We start from the raw sequence: 13,159 nt of genomic DNA on the forward strand, positions 1-13,159 counted from the left end.
GATGGAGGAGGATCGCTACGGCCTGCCCCTGTCGACCGCCTCCACTGATGCGGCCGCGGCCTATCGCGAGGGCGTCGACCTGCTGCTCGCCTTCTGGCCCAGCGCGGCAGATGCGTTCGAGCGGGCGATCATGCTCGATCCGGATTTCGCGCTGGCGCACGCCGCCCGCGCGCGCATTCATGCCATCTATATGCAGCGCGAGGCGGCGCTGCAGACCATCAAGCGCGCCCGCGACCTCGTCGCCAGGCGCGGCACGCCGCGCGAGCAGAGCCATGTCGCGACCCTGGTGCTCGCCATCGAGGGCCGCGGCACCGACGCGCTCGACGCGACCTTGGCCCATCTGGAAAGCTGGCCGCGTGACGCCATGATCATGGCGCTGCCGCTCGGCGCCTTCGGCCTGCTGGCCTTTTCCGGTCGCAGAGATCACGACGCCGCCCGACGCGAGCTGTGCGACCGGTTTGCCGCCGCCTATGGCGAGGACTGGTGGTTCCTATCGAACCACGGCTGGGCGCTCACCGAGGCCGGTGATATCGCGCAGGGACGCGCCGTCACCGAGCGCAGCTTCGCGTTGCGCCGGCACAACGCTTATGCCGTGCATGCGCTGCTTCATGCGATGTTCGAGGCTGGTGCGCTGGACGAGGCCGATGCGCTCGTCGAGGGGTGGATCGGCGACTACGATCGCACCGGAATGCTGCACGGTCATATCTGCTGGCACCAGGCGCTCGGCGCCCTGGACCGCGGCGATGCCGCCGGGGCGCTCAAAGTCTACACCGACGTGCTGGTCCCGACGATGGACACCGCGCCGCCGCTCAACACGCTGTCGGACTGCGCCTCGCTGCTGTGGCGACTGCTGGCGGAGAACTACACCGTGCCGGGTGGCGCTTGGGCCGAGGTGGCGGCCTATGCCAGCCCCCGTTTCACGGGCTCGACGCTCGCCTTCATCGAGATGCACCTGGTGATGATCGCTGCGGCCACCGATGATACCGCGGCGCTCAAGGGCCGTCTCGCCGCGATCGAGCGGCGGCAGACCGAAGGCACGCTGCCGGCGGGCCGCATCGTGCCGCACATGCTGCGGGCGCTGCGCGCCTTCGCCGAAGAGAATTGGCGCGCCTGCGCGCGTGAGCTCACCCCTGTCATCGGCGACCTCGCCCGCATCGGCGGCAGCCACGCCCAGCGCGAGGTGATCGAGGACACCTACATCCTGTCCCTGATCCGCAGCGGCGCGCTGACCCAGGCCCGCGAGGTGCTCGACACCCGCCTGCACCGCCGGCCGTCGGCGCGCGACACGCGCTGGCGGGCCCTCACGACCCCTGCGCCTGCTTAGCCCTCGGTTTCCAGCCCGGTCGGCATCGGCACGTTTTCCGGCTGCAGCTTGAGACCGGCGGCGAGCGCCACCGTCTCCAGCAGCGCCGCAAAATCCTTCTCCAGATAAGCGGTCGGGTCCGATTGCAGCGAGGCGGCGCCGACATGGGCCTGCAGCGCCTCGCGCGTCGCCGCCGTCACCGGCATGGCGACGTCGAGCTGGCGCGCCGCCGACAGGCCGAGATCGAGATCCTTGCGCAAGAGCGGCGGCGTGAAGGTCGTGGTCCAATCGAGATTGACCAGCGCGTTGCTCTTGTACTTCGTGAAGGTCGAGCCCATCACGCTGGCATTCATGAAGTTGAGAAAGGCATGGCGCGGCACGCCGGCCTTCTGCGCCAGGATGGTGATCTCGGCGAGGTTCTGGATCACGACGCCGAGGAACACGTTGTGCGCGATCTTGCAGATGCGCGCGAGCTCGCCCTCGCCGACATAGGACACGCCGGAGACGGCGATCTTGGCGAGATACGGCTCGATCGTATCGAACGCGGCCTTGGGGCCGGAGACGACCGACGACAGCTTGCCGGCCTTGACGCATTTGCCATTGCCGGACACCGGCGCGCGAACGAACTCGCAACCGAGCTGATTCAGCTTGGCGGCGATCGCCTCCGACTGCTCGATACCGATCGAGGAGCAGTCCACCAGGATCTGGGGACGCGATCCAGAACTTGCGGCCACCAGGCCGTGGTCGCCGAAATACACCTGCTCGAGATCCTTGCCGGTCGACACCATCGTGAACACGATGTCGCACGCGGCGAGATCGCGGGGATGATCGACGATGACGCCGCCTTTCGCCGCCAGCGGCTCGGCCTTGGCGCGGGTGCGATTGTAGATCGACACCTTGTGGCCGGCCTTGAGCAGGCGCTCAGCCATCGGATAGCCCATGCGCCCCATGCCGATCCAGCCGAGCGAATGCGTCGCGGTCATCGTCCTCTCCTCGTTACTGATCACAGTCTTCGTCATTGCGAGGAGCGAAGCGACGAAGCAATCCAGAGTCACGACTCCCGCCCTGGATTGCTTCGCTTCGCTCGCAATGACGAAAATCACAAAGATCGCTCTATTGGGCGCATTGCCCATCCGCTCAGTAGCGGTTGGCGATCGGCAGCTCTTCCGCAGGAAACAGCGTGATCACCTGGCAGCCCTTGTCGGTGACCACGACCTCCTCCTCGATCCGCGCAGCCGAGAAGCCGTCGGTCGCCGGACAGTAGGTCTCGAGCGCGAACACCATGCCGGTCTTGATCTCCATCGGATTGTCCAGCGAGACCAGCCGGGAGATGATCGGACGCTCATGCAGCGCAAGTCCAAGTCCATGGCCGAACTGCAAGCCGAAGGCCGCCATCTCCGAGGGAAAGCCGAACTCCTCGGCCTTTGGCCAGACCTTGGCGACGGTGTCGGTCGAGACGCCCGGCTTGATCAGCGCGATCGCATTGTCGAGCCATTCGCGGCACTGCTTGTAGGCATCGTGCTGCGCCGGCGTGGCGCGGCCGACGTTGAAGGTGCGGTAGTAGCAGGTCCGGTAGCCCTGATAGGACTGCAGGATGTCGAAGAACGCCTGGTCGCCCGGACGCAGGATGCGGTCGGTGAAATTGTGCGGATGCGGATTGCAGCGCTCGCCGGAGATGGCATTGATCGCCTCGACGTCGTCGGAGCCCATCTCGTAGAGCATCTTGTTGGCGAGCGCGACGATGTCGTTCTCGCGCACGCCCGGCTTCAGGTGCTCGTAGATCGAATGATAGACACCGTCGACCATGGCCGCGGCCTGATTCAACAGCATGATCTCGTCGATGTTCTTGATCTCGCGCGCGTCCAGCATGACCTGCTGGCCGTCGACCACCTTCATGCCGGCCTTCTGCAACTCGAAGAACATCGCGGTCTCGGCGAGGTCGACGCCGACCGGCATGTCGGCAACGCCGGCTGCGCGCAAAAGGCTCATCACTTCCTCGGCATGCGCCTTCATCAGCCCGACCGCCGGCGGCACGGTGCCGCGCATGCCGAGCATGCCGGCCCGGCAGTTCTCCGGCGCCAGCCAGTCGCAGAACAGACGATGATGGACGGCTGCCGAACCGAAATCCCACACGATCGGCTCGCCGTCGCCGGCCAGCAGCGCGAAACGGCACAGCTTGTCGCGCTCCCATTCGCCGATCTTGGTGCCGGACACGTAGCGAATGTTGTTGACGTCGAACAGCAGCAGCGCACCATAGCCCGACGCCTTCAGCGCCGCGCGCGCCCGCGCCAGCCGGTAGCGCCGCAACCTGTCGAAATCGACGCGGCGCTCGAAATCCACCGAGACATGGCCATGCGATGGAATCGCCCGCCCCCAGCGCCAATGCGGATCGAGATGCTCCGGGCTGACCAGATGCGGCTTCAACGCGCTGGCTGTCATGTGGGCGTTTCCCATTGTGCTATTGCAATCGATTGCAGAGCCGGGTTTATTGCATGCACGCAAAATGTGTCAAGGTACCGCGCGATCAAAACGTCGTTGCGCTGCGGCATCAGGGAGCGGAGATGAAAAGGACGTCGCCATCGACAAGGAGCCCGCGCGCAGCGGCGTCCTCACGTCCGACGATCAAGGATGTCGCGGCGCGCTGCGACGTGCATCCCTCCACGGTGTCGCGCGCGCTCAGCCCGGCCATGAAGCATCTGGTGGCGGGCGATGTCGTGGAGCGGATCCAGGCCGCCGCCAACGCGCTCGGCTATCGGCTGAACATGGCCGCCAAGGGCCTGCGCACCGGGCGCAGCGGCCTGATCGGTGTGCTCGCGCCCGATATCGCCGATCCCGGCTTCCCGCCCGTGCTGTCCGGCATCGCCGATCATCTCAACGCCGAGGGTTATGCGACGATCGTCGTCGACGTCGGCAGCAAGGGCTCGGAGCAGGATCTGGTCGACCGGCTGATTGCCCGCGGCGTCGACGGTCTGGTGCTGGCGACGGTGAGCCTGCGCGACGATGTCGTGAAGCACTGCATGGACGCGGCGCTCCCTGTTGTGCTGGTCAATCGCGTCGATGCCGCCGGACTGCTGCCGTCGGCCGCCAGCGACGATGCCGCCGGCATGCGTCTCGCCGTCCAGCATCTCGTCGCGCTCGGCCACCGCCGCATCGGTCACGTCGCGGGCCCGCAGCACATCTCGACCGGCGCGCGCCGCCGCGCCGGCTTCGAGGCCAGCATCGCGGCTGCGGGACTGTCCGCCCGCCATGCGCCGGTCGAAGCCGTCGAAGCCTATACGCGGGCTGCGGGTCGCGAGGCTGCGCTGCGCCTGCTCGCGCGGCGGACGCGCCCAACCGCCATCGTCGCCGCCAATGACCTGCTGGCGCTCGGCGTCTATGACGCGCTCGCCGCGCGCGGCCTCGCCTGCCCCGGCGATGTCTCCGTGGTCGGCCACAACGACATGCCGTTCGTCGACATGGTCGCGCCACCGCTGACCACGGTGCGGATCGCCCAGCGCGACATGGGCGAAGCCGCCGCGCGGCTGCTGCTCGACCGCCTTGCCGGGCGCGAGGCAGCGACCGACCACATCGTCCTGGCGCCGGAGCTCATCATCCGCGGCTCGACGATCGCATACGAGCACTGACAGACCTGCGGCCCATCGCTACACTCGGCGGCCAAGCAACAACGGGAGGATAAGCCGATGACGGAGATGGTCGGCCTGGAGGCGCTCGTCGCATCCATCGCACCGGGGCAATCGATCGCGATCCCGGTCGACCGTGCCGGCGTCTCGATGGCGGCGACGGCGGCCATGATCGAGGCCGGCCTCACCAGCCTGCATCTCGTCTGCGTGCCGATATCAGGCCTGCAGGCCGATCTGCTGATCGGCGCCGGCGTGGCGACGGTGGTGGAAACCAGCGCCGTCTCGCTCGGCGAGGCCGGCGGCGCACCGCGCTTCGTCGCGGCCGTGCGCGACGGCAGCATCACCTTGCGCGATGCCACCTGCCCTGCGATCCATGCCGGCCTGCTGGCCGGGCAGAAGGGCGTGCCGTTCATGCCGATCGCCGGCATCATCGGCAGCGACCTATTGCGGGTCCGCCCCGACTGGAAGGTGATCGACAGTCCCGTCGGCGAGCCCGGCAAGGTCGTCGTGGTGCCGGCGATCACGCCCGACGTGGCGCTGTTTCATGCGCCCGAGGCCGACCGCTTCGGCAACGTCCGCATCGGCCGCTACCGTGAGCTGGCGACCATGGCCTATGCGGCGAAGCGCACGCTGGTCACCGTCGAGCGCATCGTCGATCGCGATCTGATGGCGACCGAAGACTCGGCCGCCGGCGTACTGCCGGCGCTCTATGTCGATGCCATCGCGGTCGCCGAGAACGGCGCCTGGCCGCTGCCGCTGTGGGACGAGTACGAGACCGATGGCGCCGAGCTTTCGCGCTACGCCGCGATGGCGCGTACGGACGAAGGCTTTCGCACCTATCTCTCCGCCTTCCTGAGCCGCAGCAAGGAGGTGGCATGACCATGCACGACGAGCAGGCACGCAAAGAACTGCTGATCACCGTCATCGCCGACCTGCTCGACGGCGTCCGCCACGTCGCCGTCGGCGCCTCGTCGCCGATCCCGGCGGCCGGCGCGATGCTGCTGCGCGCACGCAACGCGCAAAGGGGCAAGCCGCCGGTCCGCATCTCGATCCTCGGCTCCAGCCGGCACAATTTCTTCACCAATGGCGGCGTCGAGCTGTTCGACTGCGCCGCGCAGGGCCGCGTCGACGCGTTCTTTCTCGGCGGCGGCCAGATCGACGGTGCCGGGAATATCAACCTGGTCGGCACCGGCGACTATCCGCGGATGGACGTACGCTGGCCGGGCTCGTTCGGCTCGGCCTATCTCTATCATCTCATCCCGCGGGTGATCCTGTTTCGCGAGGAGCATTCGCCGCGCGTGCTGGTGCCGAAGGTGGACTTCGTCAGCGCCGCCGCGACCACGCCGGAGGTGAAGCGGCGCGGCGGCCCGCATGCGCTGCTGACCAACCTGGCGCTGTTCGATTTCGACCGCGAGCGCGGCGGCTTCCGGCTGCGCTCGGTGCATCCCGGCTACACGGCCGAGGACGTCCGCGACCGAACCGGGTTCGACTACGCTTCCCCGGAAATGGTACCGCCGACGGCCGGCCCTGATCGCGCCACGGTCGAGCTGATCCGCGGCCGGATCCGCGACGAGCTCGCGGAATGCTATCCGGAATTCGCGCGCGCGATGGCCGCGTAGCTCACTGCAGCGTACCGCGGGTGATCACCTGCCCCGCATGCGCCTTCTGATGCGCGCCCTGCCACCAGGTCAGCGCGCCATTGACGATGACGGCCTCGATGCCGGCGGCCGGCACGCAGGGGGCATCATAGGTCGCGCTGTCGCGCACGCTGGCCGCATCGAAGATCGTGATGTCGGCATGGTTGCCGACCGCGAGCGTGCCGCGTCCCTTGATGCCGAAATTCCGCGCCGTCAGCCCGCTCATCTTCCACACCGCGGTTTCCAGCGAGAACAGCTCGAGCTCGCGGCAGTAGTAGCCGAGCACACGCGGGAACGTGCCCCAGAGCCGCGGATGCGGACGCTCGCCGAACGGCAGGCCGTCGGAGCCGATCATGGTCGGCTCGTAGGCGAGGATGGTCTGCACGTCGGCCTCGTCCATCGCGAAGTAGATCGCCGACGCCGGCTGCAGCCGCTTCGCGGCTTCGAGCCGGTCGACGCCCCAATCGGCGGCGATGTCGGCGAGATCGCGCCCCGCCACGTCCGGATGGGGTCCGGAGGCCGCGACGACGACCTTGACCTGCAGCTTGGCCGGATCGGTATGCAGCATGGTCGAGGAGGCGTTGTAGGGATAGCAGTCGAGCGCGACGCACTGGCAGCTCATCGCCTTGGTGATCAGCGGCAGCGTCTCCCTGGTGCGGCCGAAATTGGCAGGGCCCACCACCTTGTGATGCGAGATCACGACCTGGACGTCGAGCGCCTTGCCGATGGCGAAGCTTTCCTCCAGCGATTGGATGACCTCGTTCGCCTCGTTGCGCATATGCGTCGCATACACGCCGCCGCTGCCGGTGAGCGGACGGCAGACCTCGATGATCTCCTCGGTCGGCGCCGCCTCCGCCGGCGGATAGAACGTCCCGGTCGAGACGCCGATGGCGCCGGCGTCGAGCGCCTCCTGCACATGCGCGCGCATCTCGGCGATCTCCACGTCCGTCGCGGCCCGACCGAGATCGCTCACGACCGAGGCGCGCAGCGCGGTGTGGCCGACCATCGGCGCGACGTTGACCGCAGCCGGCGCCGCGCGCAACGCGGCGACGTAGTCGGCGAACGCGGCATACTCGACCACCTGTCCCTCGCTTGGCGATAGCAGGCCGAGCGGCATCGGCCGCGGCGAGCCCGGCTTCAGCGGCGCGATGCTGACGCCGCAATTGCCGGTCACGACGGAGGTCACGCCCTGCGAGACCTTGCAGGTCATGTCGGGATCGACCAGCACGGCGCTGTCGTCATGGGTGTGGGAGTCGATGAAGCCCGGCGCAACGATGAGGCCGGAGGCGTCGATCACGCGCGTGGCCTTCCGGCCGTCAAGCCCGCCGATGGCGACGATGCGGCCATCCTTGATGCCGACATCAGCCTCGAAGCGTGGCGCACGCGTGCCGTCGATGACGGTGCCGCCGCGGATGATCAGGTCGAAGGACACGGACGAAGGCTGGTTGTCGGTCATGAAATCTCGCGCGGAATGGTAGGAAGCCGCGAGACTATCCGCGAGCCGCGCCGATGCGTCCAGAGCGATGCGCATGTGATCTGAGCCGGGCTGGACTGCATTGGAGGCGCGACGCGCGTCCGCCGTCCGCATTTCGCCCTGGCCACCCGGGACACACGATAGTGATGGGGACTCTGGTCAGGATTGATACGCCTCAACGGCGCGCGACCTCTCTTGCGCCATCCATCCTCCGGGCAGAAACCTGCGGAGGTAAGTCATGAAAGCCCTGGTCTATCATGGTCCCGGCAAGAAATCCCTCGACGAGCGCCCGAAGCCGACCATCATCGAGCCGGGCGACGCGGTGGTCAAAATCCTGAAGACGACGATCTGCGGGACCGACCTTCATATTCTCAAGGGTGACGTGCCGACATGTACGCCGGGCCGCATTCTCGGCCACGAGGGCGTCGGCGTGGTCGACGCGGTCGGCAGCGCCGTGCGCGCGTTCAAGCCGGGTGACCACGTCATCGTCTCCTGCATCTCGGCCTGCGGAACCTGCGACTATTGCCGGCGCGGCATGTACTCGCATTGCCGCCATGGCGGCTGGATCCTCGGCCATAGGATCGACGGCACGCAGGCGGAGTATGTTCGCACGCCTCATGCCGACACCAGCCTCTATCACGTGCCCGCCGACACCGAGGAGGAGGCGCTGGTGATGTTGAGCGACATCCTCCCCACCGGCTTCGAATGCGGCGTCCTCAATGGCAAGGTCGAGCCGGGTTCGACGGTCGCGATCGTTGGCGCCGGTCCGATCGGATTGGCGGCGCTGCTGACGGCACAATTCTATTCGCCGGCCGAAATCATCATGATCGACCTCGACGACAACCGCCTCGAGGTCGCCACCCGTTTCGGCGCCACCAGCGTCGTCAACAACGCCGACGGCAAGGCCGTCGAGAAGGTCATGGCGCTGACGAACGGGCGCGGCGTCGACACAGCGATCGAGGCGGTCGGCATGCCCGCGACGTTCGTGACCTGCGAGGACATCATCGCCCCCGGCGGCGTGATCGCCAATGTCGGCGTGCACGGGGTCAAGGCCGACTTGCATCTGGAGAAGCTGTGGGACCGCAACATCGCGATCACGACGCGGCTGGTCGATACGGTGACGACGCCGATGCTGCTGAAGACGGTGCAGTCGCGCAAGCTCGAACCGAACCGGCTGATCACCCACCGCTTCAGGCTTGATCAGATCCTCGATGCCTACGAGACGTTCGGCGCCGCGGCCAAGACCCATGCGTTGAAGGTTCTCATCGAGACATAGGCGTCCTGACCCGCACGCCGCGGCGCTCAGCCTGCCGGACGCCGCTGCGCGACGATCTGCCGGTAAAGTTCGGCATAACGACCGGCGCGGTGGCGCCAGGAGACGTCGGTCAGCATCGCATTGAGCTGCATGCGGGTCCAATTCGAGGCGTTGCTGCGCGCGGCGTAGAACGCGGCGGCGGCGCGGCGCAGGGTCTGGTCGAGCGCCTCCGCTGTCACGGACGCGCACTTGAACCCGGTTGCGGCGACGCCGGCCTCCGTCTCGTCAATGACGGTGTCGGCGAGACCGCCCACCGCAGTGACGATCGGCAGCGCGCCATAACGCAACGCGCAGAGCTGTGTCAGCCCGCACGGCTCGAACCGCGACGGCACGACCAGCGCATCGCAGCCGGCCTGGACGAGATGCGCCAAGCCCTCGTCGTAGCCGATGACGACGCCGATCTTTCCGGGATCGTTCGCAGCCGCTGCGCGGAACGCGTCGCGCAGCTCGGCCTCGCCGTCGCCGAGCAGCGCCAGCTGGATGCCGCTACTGGTCAAGGTCGGCAGGCAGGACAGCAGCAGGTCGAGCCCCTTCTGCGAGGTCAACCGGCTGACGACGCCGAGCAGGAACGTCTCCGGCGCCACCTGCAGGCCCATGCGCGTCTGCAGCGCGGCCTTGTTGGGCGCCCGCGCCTCGATCCGGTCAATGCCGAAATGCGAGACGATCGCCGGATCGCTGCCGGGATCCCACACCGCCGTGTCGATCCCGTTGAGGATGCCGACGAGGTCGGACGATCGCTGCCGCAGCAGGCCGCCGAGGCCCATGCCGTGCTCGTCGCTCTGGATCTCCCGCGCATAGGTCGGCGACACCGTCGTGATCTTGTCGGCGAACTGCAACCCCGCCTTGAGGAAGCTGATGTCGCCGTAATATTCGAGGCCGTAGATCGAGAACGATTCCGGCGGCAGTCCGAGCGGCGGCAGGAAGTGGCGCGGAAAGCGGCCCTGGAACGCCAGATTGTGCACGGTCATGACCGTGCCCGGATGCGGCCGGTGGCTGTAGAGCAGATAGGCCGGCACCAGCCCGGCCTGCCAATCGTGACCGTGGACGATGTCGGGCACGAAGGCCGGCACCGCGCCGAGCCCGATATAGGAGGCCGCGCGGGCCAGCGCGGCAAAGCGGAACGCATTGTCCGGCCAGTCCTTGCCGTCGGGCCCCAGATAGGGGTTGCCCTCGCGGTCGTAGAGATGCGGCGCATCGAGCACGAACAGATCGAGCGCGCCATGGCTGCCGCCAAGCAGCCTGGCGTTGCCGCCGAAGAAGTTTGGCAGCGAGCTGATCTCGCTGGCCTGCTCCAGCGCGGTCATGACCGCGGGATAGCCGGGAATCAGCGTGCGGACCTCGACGTCCTCGGCCAGCAGCGCCCATGGCAGCGCGCCGACGACGTCGGCGAGGCCGCCTGTCTTGATGATGGGATAGACCTCGGAGGCAACCGACAGAACGCGCAGCGGCGTCATGAATTGAGCCCATCGATCATCGGCTGGGTAATCAAGGTCACGCCGTTCTCCGTGGTCCTGAACCGCTTGGCGTCGAACTCCGGATCCTCGCCGACAACCAGCCCTTCCGGAATCTGCACGCCGCGGTCGACCACGACGTTGGTCAGGCGGGCGTGGCGGGCGACGTTGACGTAGGGCAGCAGCACCGCGTTCTGCACTCTGGCGTAGGAATGCAGGTGCGCGCCGGTGAACAGCAGCGAGCGCTGCACCTGCGCGCCGGAGACGATGCAGCCGCCGGAGACCAGCGAGCAGGTCGCCTCGCCGCGGCGGCCATCCGTGTCGTGAACGAACTTGGCCGGCGGCGTGATCTCGGAATAGGTCCAGAGCGGCCAGGAGCGATCGTAGAGATCGAGCTCGGGCACGACGTCCGTCAGATCCAGATTGGCCGCCCAATAGGCGTCCACCGTTCCAACGTCGCGCCAGTAGCTGCCCTGATCGTGGGCGGCGCGGACACAGGAGCGCGAGAACTGGTGCGCCACGGCGCGGCCGTTCCTGACGATGTAGGGAATGATGTCGCGGCCGAAATCATGGTTGGAATTGGGGTCCGCTGCGTCGCGCTTCAGCTCCTCGAACAGGAATTTGGCGTCGAACACGTAGATGCCCATGCTCGCGAGCGACTTGTCGGGCTTGCCCGGCATCGGCGGCGGATCGGCCGGCTTCTCGATGAAGTCGCGGATCGTGTCGTCCTCATTGATGTGCATGACGCCGAAGCCTGAGGATTCCTCGCGCGGCATCTCCAGGCAGCCGACGGTGACGTCGGCGCGCTGGTCGACATGCTGCTGCAGCATCAGCTCGTAGTCCATCTTGTAGATGTGGTCGCCGGCCAGCACGACGATGTATTTCGTGTTGTAGGTCTCGAGAATGTCGATGTTCTGGTACACGGCGTCGGCCGTGCCGACGTACCACATCGTCTCGGAGACGCGCTGGCTCGCCGGCAGGATGTCGAAGCTCTCGTTGCGCTCGGGGCGGAAGAAATTCCAGCCCATCTGCAGATGGCGGATCAGGCTGTGCGCCTTGTACTGTGTCGCCACGGCGATGCGCCGGATGCCGGAATTGACGGCGTTCGACAGCGCGAAATCGATGATGCGCGACTTGCCGCCGAAATAGACCGCGGGCTTGGCGCGCCGGTCGGTCAGCTCCAGCAGCCGGCTGCCGCGCCCGCCAGCCAACACGAAGGCCAGCGCGTGACGGGACAGCGGCTCGGTCCGTGCGGCGGGTGCCATGGTTCTCCTCCCTGCAACTCGTTGTCGCGTCAAGATTTCCGCGGCCCGGGCAGAGGAGTCTCGCGATCGCGCTTCCTCGTCCGGTACTCACATATGACGGGGGAACAGCCAACCAGTTCCCAATGACGAGTGCAATGGGGAGCTTCAGCCCAGGCGATCCCAGGTTGCAGCCACGTCGTCCCAGCGCGGCGGGTCGGCGCCCTCGCGGGTGCAGGTGACGGCCGCACACGCCCCGGCAAAGGCGAGCGCCTTGCGCAATTCGCCCTGGCTCAATTCCTTCAGGGCCTCCCGGCCGATGCGCCCGAGCTTGCGCAACGCGAACAGGAGCCCCGCCTGGAACGTATCGCCGGCGCCGATCGTATCGACCACCTCGACCGGGGGGACCGCGACTTCGACCGCGCCGGCCTGCGCATGCCAGCCAAGCGCCCCGTTGGGGCCGCGGGTGAGGACGACCAGGCTGGTGCCGCGCGAAAGCAGCGCGTCGGCCCGTGCGGCGTAGTCGTCGTGCCCATGCAGATAGTCGAAATCCACATCCGACATCTTGATCAGATCGGCACTCGCCGCAAACTCATCCATGCCGGCGCGATAGGCGGCCTTGTCGGTCACGAGATTCGGCCGGCAGTTCGGGTCGAAGGAGATCGTCACCGTGCCCTGCGTGGCGGCGATCAGCGCACGGGTCTCCGCGGCACCGAGATCGTGGATCAGCGTGGTCGATCCGACATGGATGGCGTCGATGTCAGCAAAAGGGATGCTGCCGGGTCTGAACGTCCATTTCCGCGCGGCGGTGTCGGCGTCGTAGAAGGCATACTGCGCCTCGCTGCCGACATGGCGCACGAAAGCGAGCGTGGTCTGGTCCGGGCTGCGCGTGGCGTAGCCGAGGTCGACGTTCGAGCCTTGGGCGTGCGCTGCGATCATGCTGCCGAACAGGTCGGTCGAGATGCCGCCGACGAAGCCCGTCGGCGCGCCGAGCCGGGCCACGCCGACGGCGACGTTCAGGCACGAGCCGCCGACCACCGGCCGCAAGGCATCGCGCCCGTCGGGCAATCTGGCCGGGACGAAATCGATCAGCGCATCACCGCAGCTCAGGATCATGG

At 67.4% G+C, this 13,159-nt stretch carries 11 protein-coding genes; 5 read left to right on the forward strand and 6 right to left on the reverse strand.

What is annotated here, in order from left to right; genetic code table 11:
* Position 1 precedes the first annotated feature (1 nt).
* Complete coding sequence (locus tag ACQR1F_RS21970) at positions 2-1,324, forward strand: tetratricopeptide repeat protein (RefSeq protein WP_316237191.1); 1,323 nt, start codon at positions 2-4, stop codon at positions 1,322-1,324.
* On the opposite strand, the gene ACQR1F_RS21975 is transcribed toward ACQR1F_RS21970, so the two are convergent.
* Both ACQR1F_RS21975 and ACQR1F_RS21980 read right to left on the reverse strand, forming a co-directional pair.
* On the reverse strand, positions 1,321-2,286 hold the full coding sequence (locus tag ACQR1F_RS21975) for an NAD(P)-dependent oxidoreductase (protein ID WP_434913850.1): 966 nt from the start codon (positions 2,284-2,286) through the stop codon (positions 1,321-1,323). The two genes, ACQR1F_RS21970 and ACQR1F_RS21975, sit on opposite strands and share 4 nt — an antisense overlap.
* A gap of 154 nt (positions 2,287-2,440) precedes the next feature.
* On the reverse strand, positions 2,441-3,742 hold the full coding sequence (locus ACQR1F_RS21980) for a M24 family metallopeptidase (RefSeq protein ID WP_315758877.1): 1,302 nt from the start codon (positions 3,740-3,742) through the stop codon (positions 2,441-2,443).
* A gap of 122 nt (positions 3,743-3,864) precedes the next feature.
* Here ACQR1F_RS21980 and ACQR1F_RS21985 point away from each other — a divergent pair, with 122 nt between their 5' ends.
* From ACQR1F_RS21985 to ACQR1F_RS21995, 3 genes are read left to right on the forward strand one after another with little or no spacing between them, the layout of a single operon-like run.
* Positions 3,865-4,926 (forward strand): LacI family DNA-binding transcriptional regulator, encoded by a 1,062-nt coding sequence (locus ACQR1F_RS21985; protein ID WP_434913851.1) that lies wholly within the window; start codon positions 3,865-3,867, stop codon positions 4,924-4,926.
* Positions 4,927-4,983: 57 nt separating this feature from the next.
* Complete coding sequence (locus ACQR1F_RS21990; protein ID WP_434913852.1) at positions 4,984-5,802, forward strand: CoA transferase subunit A; 819 nt, start codon at positions 4,984-4,986, stop codon at positions 5,800-5,802.
* On the forward strand, positions 5,799-6,542 hold the full coding sequence (locus ACQR1F_RS21995) for a CoA-transferase (RefSeq protein WP_434913853.1): 744 nt from the start codon (positions 5,799-5,801) through the stop codon (positions 6,540-6,542). The genes ACQR1F_RS21990 and ACQR1F_RS21995 overlap by 4 nt, the downstream gene beginning before the upstream one ends.
* Before the next feature lies 1 nt (position 6,543).
* Here the strand turns inward: ACQR1F_RS21995 and ACQR1F_RS22000 are convergent, their stop codons facing one another.
* Positions 6,544-8,016, reverse strand: coding sequence for an N-acyl-D-amino-acid deacylase family protein (locus ACQR1F_RS22000; protein WP_434913854.1), 1,473 nt, complete (start codon positions 8,014-8,016; stop codon positions 6,544-6,546).
* A 256-nt stretch (positions 8,017-8,272) separates the two neighbouring features.
* Between ACQR1F_RS22000 and ACQR1F_RS22005 the strand changes: the two genes are divergently transcribed.
* Complete coding sequence (locus tag ACQR1F_RS22005) at positions 8,273-9,310, forward strand: zinc-dependent alcohol dehydrogenase family protein (RefSeq protein WP_434838056.1); 1,038 nt, start codon at positions 8,273-8,275, stop codon at positions 9,308-9,310.
* Positions 9,311-9,336: 26 nt separating this feature from the next.
* On the opposite strand, the gene glgA is transcribed toward ACQR1F_RS22005, so the two are convergent.
* The 3 genes from glgA to ACQR1F_RS22020 all read right to left on the reverse strand — a co-directional run bounded on the left by glgA (position 9,337) and on the right by ACQR1F_RS22020 (position 13,157).
* Positions 9,337-10,803 carry a glycogen synthase GlgA gene (gene glgA / locus ACQR1F_RS22010; protein ID WP_434838057.1) on the reverse strand — a complete coding sequence of 489 codons (1,467 nt, stop codon included), beginning with the start codon at positions 10,801-10,803 and terminating at the stop codon, positions 9,337-9,339.
* Positions 10,800-12,065, reverse strand: a complete 1,266-nt coding sequence (gene glgC / locus ACQR1F_RS22015) for a glucose-1-phosphate adenylyltransferase (protein ID WP_434838058.1) — start codon at positions 12,063-12,065, stop codon at positions 10,800-10,802. Before glgC ends, glgA begins: the two co-directional genes overlap by 4 nt.
* A gap of 144 nt (positions 12,066-12,209) precedes the next feature.
* On the reverse strand, positions 12,210-13,157 hold the full coding sequence (locus tag ACQR1F_RS22020; RefSeq protein ID WP_434838205.1) for a carbohydrate kinase family protein: 948 nt from the start codon (positions 13,155-13,157) through the stop codon (positions 12,210-12,212).
* Positions 13,158-13,159: the final 2 nt, after the last annotated feature.

The sequence above is a fragment of the Bradyrhizobium sp. HKCCYLS3013 genome (assembly GCF_051167615.1).
Lineage (GTDB): Bacteria > Pseudomonadota > Alphaproteobacteria > Rhizobiales > Xanthobacteraceae > Bradyrhizobium.